At 69.5% G+C, this 12,773-nt stretch carries 10 protein-coding genes; 6 read left to right on the forward strand and 4 right to left on the reverse strand.

The window, feature by feature from the left end:
* The first annotated feature begins 9 nt into the window (after positions 1-9).
* Positions 10-1,383, forward strand: coding sequence for a spondin domain-containing protein (locus D7X30_RS05355; RefSeq protein ID WP_120561781.1), 1,374 nt, complete (start codon positions 10-12; stop codon positions 1,381-1,383).
* A gap of 25 nt (positions 1,384-1,408) precedes the next feature.
* Here the strand turns inward: D7X30_RS05355 and D7X30_RS05360 are convergent, their stop codons facing one another.
* Complete coding sequence (locus D7X30_RS05360; protein WP_233591410.1) at positions 1,409-2,800, reverse strand: TerB family tellurite resistance protein; 1,392 nt, start codon at positions 2,798-2,800, stop codon at positions 1,409-1,411.
* Between the two features lie 200 nt (positions 2,801-3,000).
* Positions 3,001-3,861: a metal-dependent hydrolase gene (locus D7X30_RS05365; RefSeq protein WP_120561782.1), complete on the reverse strand. Its 861-nt coding sequence runs from the start codon at positions 3,859-3,861 to the stop codon at positions 3,001-3,003.
* Between the two features lie 210 nt (positions 3,862-4,071).
* Between D7X30_RS05365 and D7X30_RS05370 the strand changes: the two genes are divergently transcribed.
* The 5 genes from D7X30_RS05370 to D7X30_RS05385 all read left to right on the forward strand — a co-directional run bounded on the left by D7X30_RS05370 (position 4,072) and on the right by D7X30_RS05385 (position 8,234).
* Positions 4,072-5,925 carry an HSP90 family protein gene (locus D7X30_RS05370; protein ID WP_120561783.1) on the forward strand — a complete coding sequence of 618 codons (1,854 nt, stop codon included), beginning with the start codon at positions 4,072-4,074 and terminating at the stop codon, positions 5,923-5,925.
* Entirely contained in the window at positions 5,922-7,034 is a 1,113-nt protein-coding gene (locus D7X30_RS05375) for a hypothetical protein (RefSeq protein ID WP_120561784.1), read from the forward strand. The genes D7X30_RS05370 and D7X30_RS05375 overlap by 4 nt, the downstream gene beginning before the upstream one ends.
* Positions 7,035-7,043: 9 nt before the next feature.
* A complete protein-coding gene (locus D7X30_RS05380; protein WP_120561785.1) occupies positions 7,044-7,325 on the forward strand; it encodes a hypothetical protein in 282 nt (93 codons plus the stop codon).
* A gap of 31 nt (positions 7,326-7,356) precedes the next feature.
* A complete protein-coding gene (locus D7X30_RS41580; protein WP_147443119.1) occupies positions 7,357-7,695 on the forward strand; it encodes a hypothetical protein in 339 nt (112 codons plus the stop codon).
* A gap of 254 nt (positions 7,696-7,949) precedes the next feature.
* Positions 7,950-8,234, forward strand: a complete 285-nt coding sequence (locus tag D7X30_RS05385; RefSeq protein ID WP_120561786.1) for a hypothetical protein — start codon at positions 7,950-7,952, stop codon at positions 8,232-8,234.
* Positions 8,235-8,241: 7 nt separating this feature from the next.
* Here D7X30_RS05385 and D7X30_RS05390 read toward each other — a convergent pair whose 3' ends face one another.
* Positions 8,242-10,545: a Tex family protein gene (locus D7X30_RS05390; protein WP_120561787.1), complete on the reverse strand. Its 2,304-nt coding sequence runs from the start codon at positions 10,543-10,545 to the stop codon at positions 8,242-8,244.
* Between the two features lie 53 nt (positions 10,546-10,598).
* The gene (locus D7X30_RS05395) at positions 10,599-12,656 is read right to left on the reverse strand and encodes a right-handed parallel beta-helix repeat-containing protein (protein ID WP_120561788.1); all 2,058 of its coding nucleotides are present in this window, start codon (positions 12,654-12,656) and stop codon (positions 10,599-10,601) included.
* Positions 12,657-12,773 lie beyond the last annotated feature (117 nt).

Genomic DNA, 12,773 nt, shown 5'->3' on the forward strand with positions numbered 1-12,773 from the left:
ACTCTCCCCATGTCCATCCGCTCCTTCCGTGGAAGCGCCGCCCGCGCAGCGCTCGGCCTCCTGACGCTGTCCGCCTGCGGCTCTGGCGACGACACCGACCCGTCCTCCCGGCGTTTCCGCGTGCGCATCGAGAACGTGGCGCCCTTCCAGAACCTCAAGTCCGGCCGGTTCGACACGAAGGTGAGCGGCACGTCCCCAGGTCCGCTGGCCCCGGGTGACACCTACGAATTCAGCTTCACCGCGGGCCGCAACCACCGTCTGTCCTTCGCCACCATGTTCGGCGCGTCCAACGACTGGTTCTTCGGCACCGAGCCCCAGGGCATCCCGCTCTACTCTTCCGACGGACAGCCGCTGATCGGCAACATCACCTCGCAGGTGGTCCTCTGGGACGCCGGCACGGAGGTGAACGAGGAGCCCGCCGTGGGCGCGCACACCGCGCCGAAGCAGGCCACCTCCACGGACGGCCCGGGCATCAACGACTTCAACTCCAACAACGTGCGGCGCGCGGGCACGCAGCCCGTGCTCAGCAGCGGCCTGACGTTCAATCTGCCCCCGCTCGCATCGATGATCCGCGTGCAGTTGGCCCACGACGCGGCCACCCAGCGCTTCACCGTGCGCATCGAGAACGTCTCCGACGACCGCAACACCCTCAGCACCTCCGAGGGCATCAAGCCCGTGCGCATCTCCCCGGGAGTCTGGGTGGTGGGCGCAGGCAATGAGCCCCTCTTCACCGAGGGTCAGCCGGACCGGGGCCAGGGCCTGGAGACGCTCGCGGAAGGCGGCGACGCCACCGCCCTGGACACCTGGCTCAAGCCGCTGAACGGCGTGGCCACGCCCCTGTCACCGGGCGTCTTCGCCGTGCACAACGCCGCCTCGCCGCTGTTCACGGAAGGCGCGCTGGACCGGGGCCTGGGACTGGAGGCGCTCGCGGAGACGGGCGATGCCTCGCGGCTGGCCAGTGCCCTCTCTTCGACTCCGCCCACGGGCGTGAGCAAGTCAGGCACCTTCAACACGCCCGTGGACGCGTCCGCCCCCGGTCCCCTCCTGCCGGGCCGCGCCTACGAATTCACCTTCAACGCCAGCCCCGGCGACCGGCTGACCTTCGCGACCATGTTCGGCCAGTCCAATGACTGGTTCTTCGGCCCCGACGAGCAGGGCATCACGCTCTTCGACAAGGCCAATGCCCCCGTGACGGGCGACATCACGTCCAAGGTGTACCTGTGGGACGTGGGCACGGAGCTGGACGAGGAGCCCGCCGCCGGCCCGCACCAGGGTGCTCCCGAGTGGACCGTGGACACCGACAAGACCGTGCGCCGGGTTCCTCCGTCGCGCTACGGCACGCCCCTGTCCCAGCACCTGCGCGTCACGCTCACGGCGGAGTAGTTCACGCCGCGCTTCACGCGGGACTTCAGACGGCCTCGCGCTCCAGGGTGTCCTCGTCGTCGGAGTCCACCGCGGGCCCGTCCTGGAAGGCGCTGGGCAGCAGGCTGAAGGGCAGCACCTTCGCCAGCGCCGCCAACAGCAGGATGCCTCCCGGCGCGGCGAAGATGGCCAGCGCGGGGATGGCCTTCGCCACGTCGATGAGCTGCGCGCGCATGCGCTGGCGCTCGTCGGCAGTGAGCTTCTGGCGCCTCGCCGCCTTGGTGAGCAGCACCGCCAGGTCGCCTGTCTCGCGCGCCTCCTGCATGAGCCGGTGGAAGTTCTTCTCCAGCGTCTCCTGCATGCCGCCCATGAGCTCCTCGCCCATGGCGCCCGCCGCGTCCGACACGGTGAAGACATCCACCAGCGAGCGGTGCCGCGCGTAGAACTCCGCCATCTCCAATTCCAGACGGCGCAGCTCCGCGTGGGGCACATGCAGCGCGCCCGCCAGCGTGTCGATGAAGGCCCGCTCCCGCCGCGTCCGCCGGCCGTCCACCAGCGCCGCCAGCAGCGCCTGCTCCAGCAACAGGTGGCGCATGTCCACGCTGCGCACGCGGCGCACCACGTCCCGCACGTCGCGCTTGCGCTCGAAGGACTGGCGCACCGCGGCCTTCACTTCTCCCTCCAGCGCGTGCGGCAGCTTCAGCCCCTCCACCTGCCGGAGGATGGCGCGGCGCGCGGGCGCGCTGGGCTCGCGGTCCACGCACGCGAGCGCCGTGAGCACGTCCACGAGCAGCGCCTTCTGCCGCGCCGCGAAGTCCCGCCGCCGCTCCACCACCGCGCGAGACAGCCGCCCGCGCGAGAACAAATCAATGGCCTGCCGGCAGAACAGCTGCGCGTCCGCGTACTGCGCGCCGTTGTGCAGCACCAGGCCGTACACCGGGTCACCGGCCAGCGACGGCGCCCGCTTGTCGAGCGCGTCCTCCACCCGGCCCACCATCCGCCGGGGCACCGGCAGTCCCGCCGCGAGCCTCGCGTCCAGCGCCATCGCCAGGTCCAGCTCACCCGCCAGCACCGCGAAGAGCACCAGCAGCTGCTCCACCCGGGGGCCCTCGGGCGCGTCCATCACCCGCGCCAGGTCCAGCGCCATGCGCGCCAGCGTGCGCACCACGGCGTGGAACAGCTCGTCCTCTACCGCTCGCGCCGGGGCGTCGAAGGGCTCACCGCCATCCACCGGCGAGGGCAGCGGCACGGGCGTGCCGTAGACGAGCCCGGAAGCGCGCAGCGTGCGGCGCAGGAAGGCGCGTCCCCGGGCCCGGCCGGAGGCGGTTTCCGGAAACGGAGGTGCCGGGACGGACACGGGGGAGCGTGCATGCGCGGCGACCACATCCGTCAGGAGCGTGGCCAGCCAGGTCCCCCTTCCAAAAACCAGCACCGCCACCGGTACACCCCTCGAAAGCGCGCGGCCGGACCCCGCCGGAAGCGCACGAGGCGGGGAATAACCCAGTCGCTTCCGCGATGCCACCCGACCCCAAGCCCACGGCGGCGTCTGGCAACAGATGCTGATGCCGGGTGGAAAAACAGCGCGCCCGTCCACCCAGGGCGGACGAGCGCGCGATGAGGCCCTCGCGACAGGAAGGCCTACAGCGGGGTGGCCTTGCCCGGCTCCAGGGCGAGCACCTTGGTGGTGGCCCGGGTCTTCTTCAGCTCGGTGGTGAGCGCGTCCGGGGTGCCGGCCAGGGCGGGGAAGGTGCCGTAGTGCATGGGCACCACGGTCTTCACCTTCAGCAGCTTCGCGGCGACGGAGGCCTGCGCGGGGTCCATGGTGAAGTGGCCGCCAATGGGGAGCAGGGCCACGGTGGGCTTGAACTGCTCGGCGATGAGGGCCATGGAGCTGAAGGCCCCGGTGTCACCCGCGTGGTACAGCGTGGGGCCGTTGGCGATTTCGATGACGAAGCCCAGGGGCGCGCCGGCGTACTGCGACGCGGCCTTGGGGTCGGCCTGGTAGCTGCTGGAGTGGACCGCCTCCACCAGGTGGATGGTGGCGTCCTTCACCGTGAACGTCCCGCCCGCGTTGGCGCCCACACCCTGCGCCTCCGGCAGACCCAGGAGGTTCACCAGTTCGAAGGAGCCGTAGACCTTGGCGCTCGTCTTCTGGGCCAGGGCCTTCGTCTCACCCACGTGGTCGAAGTGGCCGTGGGACACGAGGATGGCGTCCACCGCCTCCGGCCACGTGGCGCCCTGCGGCGCCTTGGGGTTGGTGAACCACGGGTCGATGGCGATGGTCGCGCCGCCCGGCGTCTTCACCACGAAGGCGGCGTGGCCCCACCACGTCACCTCCGTCTTGCCCGCCGTGGCCGCCGCCTTGCCCGCCGCCGCCTTGGCCGCCGCCTTCACGTCGGCCTTGCCCGCCGCCGGCGTCGTCGGCGTGCCCTGCGCGAAGGCCGCGCCCGCGACGCCCAGCACCGCGCCCACCACCACTGCCTTCAGCTTGTTGCCCATCGTTGTCCACTCCAGGAGGAAGGAAAGAGACGACATGTCGCCGTGCCGCCCGGGGGCGCCGCACGGCCGGGGCGCGACATACCACCCCGCCAGGGAGGCGGAAGGGGGCTGGCGCGTCCGGCTGCCTTGGGAAGGACACATGCCTTCATCCACCCACGGCGGGGGATTGTGGCCCCGGGGAGGATGCAGCGCGCTACGCTCGACGGTCGCGTGGACCATCGATTCCAAGTCAGCCTCCGCGGGGTCATCGACCTCCTGTCCCACCACCTGTACAGCTCGCCCGGGGTCTACGTGCGGGAGCTGCTCCAGAACGCCACGGACGCCATCCGCGCCCGCCAGCAACTGGAGCCCCAGGCCACCGGAGCCGTGGGGCTGGAGCTGCGGGAGAAGCAGGACGGCGGGCCGCCCACCCTGCTCTTCACGGATGAAGGTGTGGGGCTGACGGAGGAGGAGATCCACCGCTTCCTGGCCACCATCGGCGAGTCCTCCAAGCGCGAGCAGCTGGAAGCCCGCCGCAACGACTTCATCGGTCAGTTCGGTATTGGCCTCCTGTCGTGCTTCATGGTGTGCGACGAGCTGCTGGTGGTGACGCGCTCGGCGAAGGGGGACGGGCGGACGCTGGAGTGGCGGGGCCGGCACGACGGCACCTACGACGTGCGCGTCTCCGAGCACCCGCTGGACGCCCCCGGCACGCACGTCTACCTGGTGGCCCGCCCGGACATGGCGGAGTGGTTCACGCCGGAGCGGGTGCGCCAGCTGGCGAAGCACTATGGCGGCCTGTTGCCCTTCCCCGTGCGGCTCACGGTGGACGGGCAGACGGAGGCGCTCAACCCGGACGGTCCGCCCTGGCGCCGCTTCTACGAGACGCCAGCAGACCGGCGGCAGGCGCTGCTCGCGTACGGGCGCGAGGTGTTCGGCACGGACTTCCTGGATGTGATTCCGCTGCGCTCGGAGGCGGGGGACGTGGACGGCGTGGCGTATGTGCTGCCGGCGTCGCCGCACTTCAACGCGAAGCAGAAGCACCGCGTGTACCTGAAGCAGATGTTGCTGTCGGAGAGCGCGGAGAACCTGCTGCCGGAGTGGGCGTTCTTCGTGAAGTGCGTGGTGAACGCGAACGGCCTGAGGCCCACCGCGAGCCGCGAGTCCTTCTACGAGGACACGGTGCTGGCGAAGGCGCGCGAGGCGCTGGGCCAGTCCCTGCGCAAGTACCTGATGGACCTGGCGCACGAGGAGCCCCGGGCGTTGCAGCGGTTGATTGCGCTGCACGGGCTGTCGGTGAAGGGGCTGGCGCTGGACGATGACGACTTCTACCGGCTGGTCATCCACTGGCTGCCGTTCGAGACGTCGCTCGGGGTGATGACATTGGCGGACTACCGGAAGTCGTGGCCGGTGGTGCGCTACACGCCGACGCTGGACGGGTTCCGTCAGGTGGCGCGGGTGGCGGCGGCGCAGGGGCTGTGCGTGCTGAACGCGGCGTACACGCATGACACGGCGCTGCTGGAGAAGCTGCCGCACGTGGTGCCGGAGGCGCAGGTGGCGCCGTTCTCGTCGGCGGACCTGCCGCAGAGCTTCGAGGAGCTGACGCTGGACGAACGCGAGGCCGTCTACCCACTGCTGCGTCTGGCGGAACGGGTGCTGGCGCCATTCCGCTGCGGGGTGGAGGTGAAGAAGTTCTTCCCGGCGGAGGTGCCCACGCTCTACAGCTCGGACGCGGAAGGCGCGTTCAAGCGGGACGCGGAGCGGGCGCGGGAGGAGTCGGACGACCTGTACGCGGGCGTGCTGGACGGGGTGATGGCGGGCACGGGCGGACAGGAGCGCGCGCTGCTCTGCCTCAACCTTCACAACCCGGTGGTGCGCAGGCTGGCGGCGGTGGAGGGGCGGGAGCTGCTGAAGCTGTCGGTGGAGATGCTCTACGTGCAGGCGCTGCTGTTGGGTCAGCACCCGCTGAACGCGCAGGAGATGGCGCTGCTGAACCATGGACTGCTGGGGCTCATCTCGGCGCGGCTGGATGACAGTGGCGGAGGGGGCGGTTCGTCGGGTCCGGGCTCGCGGGGGATGCACTGATGGCGGACTGGCGCCAGCAGGTGGAGGCCCTGCGCGGGCAGGCGGAAGAGCTGCCGGAAGGCGACGCGAAGGTGCGCGCGCTGGAGGAGGCGGTGCGGCTGACGGACGCGCACGGCGATGTGCCGCTGGGGTACGAGCTGCGGGACTCGCTCATCGACGCGGCGACGTTCGGGGGGTATCCGGACAAGGCGCTGGTGGCGTTCGCATGGTGCCGGGGGCAGCAGAAGAAGGACCCGCAGCGGTTCGACCCGGAGGACATGCTCTGGAAGCAGAAGTGGGTGGTGGGCCGGCTGGACGAGTTCCCGCACATCAGCCGCAAGCAGATCTCCGACGCGCTGGATGACGTGGATCAGAGCTTCGCGAAGCTGGACGCGGGCAAGCGGGCGGCGCTGAAGCTGCGCTACCAGATGGCTCGGGACATGGGAGACACGGAGGAGGCGGAGCGCCTGTGGGAGGCGTGGCTCGTCACGCCCAGGGACCACCTGACGGACTGCCGTGTCTGCGAGCTGGACGATGAGCTGGACCACCACGTGGACAAGGGCGAGTGGGAGCAGGCCATCCAGAAGGCGAAGCCCATCCTGGACGGGCGCCAATCCTGCGCGGAGATTCCACACCTGACGCTGGGCACGCTGCTGTATCCGTTCTTCAAGCTGGAGCGGATGAAGGAAGCGCGGGACTGCCACATGCGCGGTTACGCGATGGTGGCGAAGAACCGCGAGTTCCTCTCCACGGTGGGAGAGCACCTGGAGTTCCTGGCGCTGACGGGCAACCTGTCGCGCGGACTCACGCTGCTGGAGAAGCACCTGGGCTGGGCTTTGGAGCACTCCAGCTACCGGGACCGGTTCAGCTTCTACACGGCGGCGTCGTTCCTGGTGGGACAGGTGGTGGCGGACGGCCGCGACGAAGTGAGCCTGCGATTGCCCCGCGCGTTCCCGATGCACGCGGTGGACGGGGGCTACGGGACGCGGGCGCTGAAGGACTGGCTGGAGTCACAGGCGCGCGACATCGCGGCACGGTTCGACGCGCGGAACGGGACGAAGCGGTTCACGGGATTGCTGGCGCGCAATGAGGTGCTGGCGAAGGAAGCGCGGCTGTTCCCTTTGGATTGAGCTGGACCGATGACCGTCCCTCCCAAATACAAAGTGCTCATCGCCCTGGCGGCAGGCATCGCGCTGGGGCGGTTTCTCCTGCCAATTCTTGAGGGCCGCGTCTACTACGGCATCCAAGTCCGCCAGGACAAGTCCAGGGGATGCGCCCTGTTTGTCTCCGACAACAAGGAGATCTTGGGGCGCCACGTTCAACAAGGAGAAGGGGCGGACTTCGTAGACTGCGGAAAGGCCAAGGAAGTAGCGCCTGGAGCCTGGATCGTGTGTGACTGCTCTGCATTTCCGGTCAACTGATCAAGGCAGTGCATGTCCTGAAGGGAAGACCATGGACCACAATGATGCCCAAGCCATGCTCGTCGCGATGAACTCCCTGGGCACGATTGCCCAGGCGCGGTCCGCCGATGAGCTTCTGACTCATTGGAACAGCTCCGCAGAGCTGTTCCAGGCTGCGAGACGTGCCCTCGCGGCTTGTGAGTCAATGTTCGCCAAGGCATCCCAGATGCGTGGCGCCACCGACCTCCCGGGTGCAAGAGAGGCATTGCTCGAACTCAGGAAGGCGATCGACGAGGAGTCTCCAGGGCACCTGAACTCCAGTGCCCGGAGATTCTTCACCTGTCTTGGAGCGTCGATTCCGAGCGCTTCAACTTCGAGAACGGATTGTTGAACGGCTCCGGCTTCTTCTGCGGCGGTGCTGCCCTTGGCACTGCAGCGTGTCTGCACACCGGGCAAGCAACCACTCGATATCCAAGACCGGGGCGCCTGGCCTTCCCAAAAGCCCTTGAAGAACTCCGTCCAGGTCGCGAACCCATGGGTCCTTCTCACGGCCCGCCATCTCGCCGCCTACCTGTGAATATCCTGGACCATCCACTCAAGCCCGCCGGCCTCTGCCCGGTTCTCCCAGACTGACGGCTCCTCCCAATGAACGCCCATCGGACATCCTCCGCGAGCCGCGCCCCCATCTTGCTGCTCGCAGGGGGCGCTCTGTTCCTCTCGTTCGTGATGTATGGCGTTTTCACGGCCCGCCACATCTTCAACAGCGAGGATGCGCTGATCCGGATCGCGGCCTGGCATCTCCCGGTCGCCGGGCTCGCCGCCGCGCTGAGCCTCCATGCCAGCGTGAAACACCGTTCCAACGCCGGCCTGGGACTGCTCGTCTGCTCCGTCCTCGCCGTTCTGTTCTTCCTCTTCTTCAGCACCTCCTGAAGAGGAGTCAGCGCTTCAACTTCGAGAACGGATTGTTGAACGGCTCCGGCTTCTTCTGCGGAGGAGCCTGCGTCGCGGGCTTCTGCGCGGGCCGCTGCTGCTGGGCCGGTGCATTCGCGGGCTTCGCCTGTGCCGGCCGTCCCGACGGCTGCGGCGCCCCACCCTCCAGCACCGCCCGCACGGACAAAGCCAGACGCTTGCGCGCCAGGTCCACCGTCAGGACCTTCACCGTCAGCCGGTCGCCCACCTTGGCGACCTCCGACGGGTCCTTGATGAAGCGCGCCGCCAACTGCGACACGTGCACCAGGCCGTCCTGATGCACGCCCACGTCCACGAACGCTCCAAACGCCGTCACGTTCGTCACCACGCCCTGCAACACCATCCCCTCCTTCACGTCCTCCAGCGTGCGCAGGTCATCCCGCGTCGCATGCGCCGTGAAGTCGCCGCGCGGGTCGCGGCTCGGCTTCTCCAGCTCCGACAGGATGTCCTTCAGCGTCAGCTCTCCCAGCTCCGGCCCCAGGTAGCGCTTCGCCTCAATCTGGCGCACCAGCGACGCGTTCCCCACCAGCGACGCCACGTCCACGCCCAGGTCCTTCGCCATGCGCTCCACGACCGTGTAGCGCTCCGGGTGCACCGCGCTCGAATCCAGCGGCTCCGGCCCTCGCACCCGCAGGAAGCCCGCCGCCTGCTCGAACGTCTTCGGCCCCAGGCCGCTCACCTTGAGCAGCTCCCGCCTCGTGGTGAAGCGCCCCTTCGCCGCCCGGTGCGCCACCAGCTTCTTCGCCAGCGACGGCCCCACGCCGGACACGTGCTCCAAGAGCTGCGGTGACGCCGTGTTCACGTCCACGCCCACCGCGTTCACGCACGAGTCCACCACCTCGCCCAGCTTCTTCTTCAGCAGGCCCTGGTCCACGTCGTGCTGGTACTGCCCCACGCCGATGCTCTTCGGGTCGATCTTCACCAGCTCCGCCAGCGGATCCTGCAAGCGCCGGCCAATGGACACCGCCCCGCGCAGCGACACGTCCAGCTCCGGGAACTCCTCCCGCGCCACCTCCGACGCCGAATAGATGGACGCACCCTGCTCGCTCACCGACACCACGGTGACCTGCACGCCCATCGCCTTCAGCGTGTCGCGCGTGAAGACCTCCGCCTCGCGGCTGCCCGTGCCGTTGCCCACGGCGATCAGCTCCGGCTTGTGCTTGCGCACCACCGCCTCCAGCAGCTTCGCCGCGCGCGCCCGCTCGTCCGCGCTCCGCTCCGAATAGAGCGTCGTCGTCTCCGCGACCGTCCCCGTCGCGTCCAGCATCACCAGCTTGATGCCCGTGCGCAGCCCCGGGTCCAACGCCAGCACCGCCCGAGCCCCGGCAGGCGCCGCCAGCAACAGATGCCGCAGGTTCTCTCCGAACACGCCGATGGCACCCTTGTCCGCGCGCTCCTTCAACTCCCCGCGCAGCTCCGACTCCAGCGACGGCCCCATCAGCCGGTCCCACCCGTCCTCCACCGCCGCGCGCAGCTCGCCCGCGAACAGCGACTGCGGCCGGGTCACCACGCGCCCGGTGAAGAGCCCCTTCACCTCATCGTCCGGCAGGCCCAGCTTCACCTTCAGCACGCCCTCCTCCTCACCACGCAAGAGCGCCAGCACGCGGTGGGACGGGGCCTGGGACAGCGGCTCCTCGTGGCCGTAGTAGTTCTCGAACTTGGTCGTCTCGCCCTTCTTCGCGGGCACCACGTCCGAGCGCAGCGAGCCCCGACGCGCGCAGATGTCGCGGGCCTCGCGGCGCAGCCTGGCGTCCTCCGCCACCCGCTCCGCGCAGATGTCCCGCGCGCCCGCCAGCGCCTGCGCCACGTCCGCCACGCCCTTGTCCGCGCTCACGTAGGGCTTCACCCGCGCGTCCAGGTTCTCCCCGCGCTGGCCCTCCTGCTTCCACACCAGGTCCGCCAGCGGCTCCAGACCCTTCTCCCGGGCGATGGCCGCGCGCGTGCGGCGCTTGGGCTTGTACGGCAGGTACAGGTCCTCCAGCTCCGCGCGCGTGCGCGCCGCCTGGAGCGCCTTCTTCAGCTCCGGCGTCAGCTTCCCCTGCTCCTCGATGCTGCGCAGGATGGTGTCGCGCCGCCCGTCCAGCTCCGCGCGCTCCGTGGCCTTGTCCAGGATGGACTGGATTTGAACCTCATCCAGCCCCCCCGTGGCCTCCTTGCGGTAGCGCGCGATGAAGGGGACCGTGCCTCCCTCTTCGTGCAGTGCGAGGGTCCGGTCCACCTGCTCCGGCTTGATGCCCAGCTCCTGGGCCAACGCGGCGGCATAGACGTGCATGGCGCCCGTCTATACCCCGGTCCGCCCGCGCCTCCCAGAGACGCGCCGCTCGCCTACTGCCGCACCAGACGGATGACGTCCAACGCCACGTTGTAGCCCGTGCTCGCCGCGTTCTTCCCAACAGTCGTGAACGTGAACGCCTGGGGCTCCAGGTCCGTGAACGTCACCGTCCCCAGCTCCACCTCCACGAACTGCGTGGTGGCGGAGTACTCGTCCCGCGTCCCGCCCACCGCCACCCCGTTCACGTCCAGCCGGTACTGCCCCCGCCCGTTGTTGCGCTTGGTCCGCACCCGCACCGCGAACGTGCCCACCGTGCGCGGATAGAGCGTGTACGTCACCTTCGCGCCCACCGCGTTCGTGTTGTGGTAGCGCACCCCGCCCAGCTCCGGCCCGGCCTCCACGCCGGTGGACGACGGGTCCGGGGTGCTCGTCGGCTTCAGGTTCTCCGCCTGGTACACCAGCACCCGCGCGTCGTGCTCCACCGCGCGCCCCAGGCGGCGCTGCACCTGGTCCACGTAGAGCGACTGCGGCACCAGCTCGTTCCCGGACTGCGCCACCTCCACCAGGTCCGCGGGGGCCGTCTTCGTCGTCACCACCGCGTTCACCTCCGTCGCGCTGCCGCGCATCCCGATCACGTACCCCTGCCCGTACTGCTGCGAGCGCACCACGCTGTTCCCCCCGTACGGCGGCGGCTTCGCCCCGTTGGTGTTCCAGAACACGCTCTCCGTCGTGGTGACGCCGTGGCTCGTGGTGCCGTAGGGCGAGCGGTCCGCCGCCTCGAAGCGCTCCTGGTACAGCGTGGTGTTGTCCACCAGGTTCGCCGCGCTCAGGTGCATGTGGAAGTCAGACACCTTCTCGCCGTTGGACACGCGGTTGTTGAACAGCACGTTGCCGGTGGTGTGCATGGAGCGGAAGTCGAAGTTGTGCCGCCCGCCGTACGACACGCTGTCCTTCACCAGGCTGTCGCTGCTCCTGATGGAATACAGGTACCCGTTTCCGCCACCGCCCTTGTACTGGGGCTTGTTGATTTCACACCCCTCCACCGTGACGTTGCGCGCGTAGTTCAGGTCGATGCCGTTGGACAGCACGTGCACGTCCTGCGTGTTGGACGGCGGCCGATAGGAACTGACGCCGCGCACCCAGCCGTCCACCACGTGGTTCATCAAGAGCGCCGTGGACTCGTGCACCTGGTACGCGCCCGTGCCCTGCACCGTGTAGTCCTCCTCGGCCAGGCCCGGCGTGGGGTTCTCCCGCATGCCGATGGCCAGGTGCTCCACGCCCACCTCCGACAGGTGCGCGGGCACGCGGTACACCCGCGCCGCGTCGCGCATCAGCAGCCCCTGTCGCAGCGGGATGTCCAGCGTCAGCATCCGCGTGGCCTCGTCCACCGCCACCACCTGCCGGTAGAAGGACGGGCCAGGCAGCGACGTCCACTCCGTGCCCATGTTCAGCTCCGCGCTGCGCGTCGCCGTCAGGTCCGCCCGCACCACCACCCAGGTGCCCACGGTGTAGCCGGACACGCTCGCCACCTGGATGCGCGTCGCCTGGTTGGGCGCGTCCTGCGTCAGCGCCACCGACGCCGTCGAAGCCGACGTCCAGGACACCGTCGTGTCGCGTGGGCCCACCTGCACCACACGCTTGCTGCGCATGTCCGTGGCGGAGTTGTAGAGGAACGTGGACGTCGCGCCCTGCCCGCGCAGCACCACGCTGCTGTACCGGATGAGCAGCGCGTACGGCTTGCCCGCGGGCGGCGCCACCCGGTACGTGCCCCGAGGCAGGTACACCACCCCACCGCCCGCCACCGCCCCCGCGTCATCGAGCGCCTGCTGCAACACCGCAGTCACGTCCGACGCCCCCGTGTTGTCCGCGAAGTACGGCGCCTGCGTCACGTCCAGCACCCGGTCCGTCCGCACCGGCGGCTCCACCTGCCGCATCCGGTAGCCCGCGTAGGAGAAGTCATGCAGGAACCGCGACGGGTTGCCCGGCTGCGAGTACCCGGGCGTCCACGTCGACGGATACAGCACGCTCCGCCACGGCGCCGCCTCCGCTACTCCCACCGCCACGATCAGCCCCGCTCCCAGCAGTCCCTGCCATCCCTTGCGCGCGCCCACGATGTGCTCCTTCCCGGTGTCGGGTCCGGCCTCCCCTCATGGGGAACCGCGCTCAAGGAAAACAGAATAAACAAGAAAAAACCAAAAGACCCGTCCCTGTCAGGATTGGGGGGTGGC

It is taken from the genome of Corallococcus sp. AB011P (genome assembly GCF_003611605.1).
In the GTDB taxonomy this organism is placed as follows: domain Bacteria; phylum Myxococcota; class Myxococcia; order Myxococcales; family Myxococcaceae; genus Corallococcus; species Corallococcus coralloides.

Excerpts from the sequence above, each read along its gene's own strand:
- D7X30_RS41580 (WP_147443119.1), top strand. The coding sequence starts at position 7,357 with ATGGACCACAATGATGCCCAAGCCATGCTCGTCGCGATGAACTCCCTG.
- D7X30_RS05380 (WP_120561785.1), top strand. The coding sequence starts at position 7,044 with ATGACCGTCCCTCCCAAATACAAAGTGCTCATCGCCCTGGCGGCAGGC.
- D7X30_RS05355 (WP_120561781.1), top strand. The coding sequence starts at position 10 with ATGTCCATCCGCTCCTTCCGTGGAAGCGCCGCCCGCGCAGCGCTCGGC.
- D7X30_RS05385 (WP_120561786.1), top strand. The coding sequence starts at position 7,950 with ATGAACGCCCATCGGACATCCTCCGCGAGCCGCGCCCCCATCTTGCTG.
- D7X30_RS05365 (WP_120561782.1), bottom strand. The coding sequence starts at position 3,861 with ATGGGCAACAAGCTGAAGGCAGTGGTGGTGGGCGCGGTGCTGGGCGTC.
- D7X30_RS05390 (WP_120561787.1), bottom strand. The coding sequence starts at position 10,545 with ATGCACGTCTATGCCGCCGCGTTGGCCCAGGAGCTGGGCATCAAGCCG.